General features: G+C 31.5%; 2 protein-coding genes and 1 pseudogene. All 3 read left to right on the forward strand.

Going from position 1 to position 4,464, the window contains the following annotated elements; translation table 11 throughout:
* Positions 1-276: pseudogene (locus tag ABWO04_RS09975) on the forward strand (tetratricopeptide repeat protein); the annotation flags it as partial.
* Position 277: 1 nt separating this feature from the next.
* The gene (locus ABWO04_RS09980) at positions 278-2,011 is read left to right on the forward strand and encodes a BatD family protein (RefSeq protein ID WP_353079566.1); all 1,734 of its coding nucleotides are present in this window, start codon (positions 278-280) and stop codon (positions 2,009-2,011) included.
* A gap of 77 nt (positions 2,012-2,088) precedes the next feature.
* Positions 2,089-4,359 (forward strand): type IX secretion system anionic LPS delivery protein PorZ, encoded by a 2,271-nt coding sequence (gene porZ / locus ABWO04_RS09985; protein WP_353079567.1) that lies wholly within the window; start codon positions 2,089-2,091, stop codon positions 4,357-4,359.
* Positions 4,360-4,464: the final 105 nt, after the last annotated feature.

A 4,464-nucleotide genomic window follows, 5' to 3' on the forward strand; every position in this document is an offset into this window, starting at 1 on the left:
AAAAAATTATTAAAAAAATATCCGCCAAAACCAAATCCGAAAAATAAAAACAAGAAAAAAAACCAAAAAGACAAAAAGCAACAAGACAAGAAAGACAAACAAGACAAACAAGACAATAAAAACAAAGAAAAAAGTCAACCAAAAAAACCAAGCGCAAACAAACAACGGATGGATAACGTGCTAAAAGCAATTAGCAACGAAGAAAAAAAAGTACAGGAAAAAGTAAACGCAAATAAAACAAAAACGAACACAACAAGTACAGAAAAAGATTGGTAAAATGAATAACAAAATAAAAATACTACTAACCTTATTGTTTTTCCCTTTTCTTTCCTTTTCACAGGTAAAATTAGAGGTAAAAGCAGAAAAAACGAACCTTAAAATTGGTGAAGTGATTCAGGTTACTTATATTTTTAACGAAGAAGGCTCAAACTTCACACCTCCTAATTTTAATGGGTTTAATAAAGGTGGTTCGTACGTTTCTTCTAATGAAGAATACATAAATGGGGATTATGCCATACAACAAGTATATACCTATGTAATTCAGGCGGCCAAAGCAGGAAGATTACTTATTTCTCCAGCAACAATTAAATTTAATGGGAAAACCTATGCTTCAAAACCTGTAGCCGTTTCTGTTTCCAACGAAAAAGCTGCCGATGCCATACAGAGAAACCAAAACACAACAACTGCTTCTAAATCCAATTCCTCAAACAAGTCGATTTCTGGCGCTAATAATTTATTATTTATTGATGTTGAAGTTAGTAAATCCAACGCCTATGTAAACGAACCTGTTGAGGTAAATTATCGCATTTATTTAGCACCCAATTTAGAAATTGAGTTAAATAAAAATATGGTGACAAAATTTAATAATTTTTGGAGTCAAACCGAAGATGTGCAAGGCGGATGGGAGCGAATGGTTGTAAACAATAGGGTATATAAATCTAAGATTTTCAAGAAAGCCATTTTATATCCTCAAAAAACTGGGAAACTTCAAATATCACCAATTACTTTAGACTTAAACATAAGTTATCCTACAGGAGATGTAGACTTTTTTGGCGATCCAGAATATGATGTGGCCAGAAGAGAAATTGTTTCTAATACGAAATACCTTCAGGTTCTTGCCTTGCCAGAAAAGGGAAAGCCCGAAAACTTCACAGGTGCTGTTGGAACTTTTGATTTTCAAGCAAATGTATCTAAAAACAATTTAAAATCAGGCGAGTCCTTACAATTAGACTTGATTGTTTCTGGAACTGGAAATTTAAAATTGTTCGAGATCCCTAAACCTAATTTACCAGCTAATTTTGAAATTTACGAGCCGCAACATCAAGAATTTGTGAACGAAAATATGAATGGAATTTCTGGAAAAATTAAAGATAGTTATACCATTATTCCACAAGAAAAAGGGGATTTCAAATTAAAACCACAGTATTTTTCATTTTTTGATGTCAAATCAAAAACCTACAAAACCATTTCATCTGAAGCTATAGATTTAGAAGTACTTCAAGGAGAAAATCAAGCAAATGTTACCTCGGTTTCAAAATCTAAATTGGAAAATAAATCTCAAAAAAGTGATAAATCCTCTGGTTTTGAATTTTCGTTTATGCATTTTATTGGACTTGTTACTTTAGCAGGATTGACTTTATTGTTTTTCGCATTAAAAAGAAACAAATCGGAAACGGATAAAGAGGTAAAAACAGAAATAAAATCTGTAAAAAAGGATTTTTCTGTAAACGATATTCAAGTCTATTTGACAGAAAAGGAAGTGTTTTATCAGAAAATGGAACTTAAAATTGCCGAATTTTTAGAGTATAAATTTGGATTAGAAAAAGCAGATTTAAATAAAGAAAACATTATCCAAAAGTTTCAAGAAAACAATATTTCTTCAGAAAACACAAACGATTTTATTGGGCTGTTGCAAAACTGCGAAAAAGCAAGATATATGCCAACATCTGATGGAAATATGCAGTTGGATTTTGAAAAACTACAACAATTAGTGCAAATTATTAACGTGTAAACGCAATAATTAGAATATAATTTTGTTTAATGTATATTTGTACAAACACACAAACAAAAAACAGCCATTCCTATCAAATGAAAAAAGTAGTTCCCTATTTATTTTTATGTTTTTCATTACTTTCGTTTTCACAACAGAAATTATGGAAAGGCTATTTTTCATACAATGAAATTACAGACGTTTGTATTTCTGACCAAAAGGTATTTTCCAGTACAAAAAATTCAGTATTTAACAAAGACGTTTCGTCAAATATTTTAACCACTTTTACTTCAATAAACGACGTAAAACCAGATGAAATTACCGCTATTTTACACGCGTCAAATAACTATACTTTAATTGGAAATAAAAACGGATTAATTATTCTAATAAAACCTGATGGCACCACATTAAACAAAGTAGATATTATTACCGATGTGCCAGTGCCAGCCAACAGTAAAAAAATAAACGATTTTTACGAACATAACGGAAAAGTGTACGTGTCTACACAATACGGTATTAGCGTAATTAAGTTGTCTAATTTTGAAATTGAAAACAGTTTTTATATTGGAAATTCAGGTGAATTTATAGATGTTTTACAAACTACAGTTTTTAATAATGAAATTTTTGCTGTAACCCGAACACAAGGCATAAAAAAAGCAAGTATAACCAATCCTTTTTTATACGATTTTTCGCAATGGTCGGTTTTTAATTCGTTAAATTGGTCGAGCATTGTTACGTTTAACAATCAATTAGTAGCGATGAATAATAACGGAATTACCTATAAATTTTCTGGTAATATTGCAGTGCCTTTTTCGCAAATGGTAACAAATGGTTTAAAACTTAGAACCGATTCTGTTTACTTAACGATAACCAATCAAAGCCAAATTTTACTTTATAGTCAAAATTTTACTTTAGTAAATTCAATTAATTCAATTCCTAATTTTCCAGATACATTTACATGTGCCATTACAAAAAACAACGTGTTATATATTGGAACAAAAAAAAGCGGTTTATTTGAAACTACCATTACAAATTCTAGTGTATTTACCAACATATCACCAAACGGACCTATTGAAGATTTAGCCTTTAAAGTAACCAAAACCAAAACCGATTTATGGCTAACTCACGGAAGTTATGACAGAACCTACACGCCAGATTATAAATTACAAGGCATAAGTATTTTTAACACCAATACGGGTTGGACTAAAATCCCAAACACCGAAGTAGCAGGTGCTGTTACGCTAGCTGCAATAGTAGAAAACCAAAGAAATAACAGTGAAGTTTTTGTAGCTTCTGGACACAGTGGTTTGTTGAAATTTACAAATAAAACAAATCCTTTTTTATTCAATCAAACCAATTTTTTAGAATCGGTATTATTGCCGCCGCCAAATCAAAACTTTGTGTCAGTGCGAATTAACGGAATGAAATACGACAAAGAGGGTAATTTATGGCTTACAAATGCTTTAGTAGCCAACGGTATAAAAGTCCTAAAAAATGGTAATACTTGGCAGTCGTATAATTTAAGTGCAATAATTCAAAATTCCACCGCATTGCATTATGGCAATATAGACATTGATAAAAACGGAACAAAATGGACCGCTACGTATGGTGGAGGTGTATTGGCTTTTAATGAAAAATACAATAATAAATTTATAATCATTAACGAAGAAAACGGGAATTTACCCAACAATGATGTGCGATGTGTGGCGGTGGATAACAAAAACCAACTTTGGATTGGAACGTTTAAAGGGTTACGAATTTTAAATAGCGTAGACAGATTTATTTCCGAAACAGCATTAACCACAACAAATATTGTCATTCAGGATGGCGATTTGGCTCAAGAATTGTTTTACCAACAAGTAATTCAGGATATTAAAGTAGATGGCGCAAACAACAAATGGGTAGCTATAGCAGATGCTGGAGTTTTTCAGGTTAGTCCAAATGGACAAACCACTTTACGAAGATTTACAAAAGATAATTCGCCATTACCCAGTAACAATGTGTTAGATATTGAAATTGATGAGGTTTCAGGTGAAGTGTTTTTTGCTACAGATAAAGGATTGGTTTCTTTTTTAGGTTCTGCCACAAAAGGAGACGACGATTTACAAAACGTGTACATATATCCAAATCCAGTACGACCAGAATATTCAGGAACAGTAAAAATTTCCGGATTGATGGACAAAGTAAATTTGAAAATCACAGACATTGAAGGAAATTTAGTTTTTGAAACCACCTCTTCAGGCGGAACAGTAGAATGGGATACCACTGCATTTGGAAAATACAAAGTAGCGTCGGGTATATATATGGTTTTTGTTTCTTCAAGCGATGCAGCTGAAACTACGGTAAAAAAAATAATGATAATTAGATAATATGGATTTTTATAAAATTTTAAGAGCAGTACAAAACATTAAAAGCCATAGAGTCAAGTTTTTTGGATTGTGGGTGTTTAATATTTTAAACAAAAGGTATTTAAA

Origin of the sequence: Flavobacterium sp., from assembly GCF_040382755.1 — a bacterium.
GTDB lineage: Bacteria > Bacteroidota > Bacteroidia > Flavobacteriales > Flavobacteriaceae > Flavobacterium.

Coding starts and splice junctions, on each gene's coding strand:
- ABWO04_RS09980 (WP_353079566.1), top strand. CDS start 278: ATGAATAACAAAATAAAAATACTACTAACCTTATTGTTTTTCCCTTTT.
- porZ (WP_353079567.1), top strand. CDS start 2,089: ATGAAAAAAGTAGTTCCCTATTTATTTTTATGTTTTTCATTACTTTCG.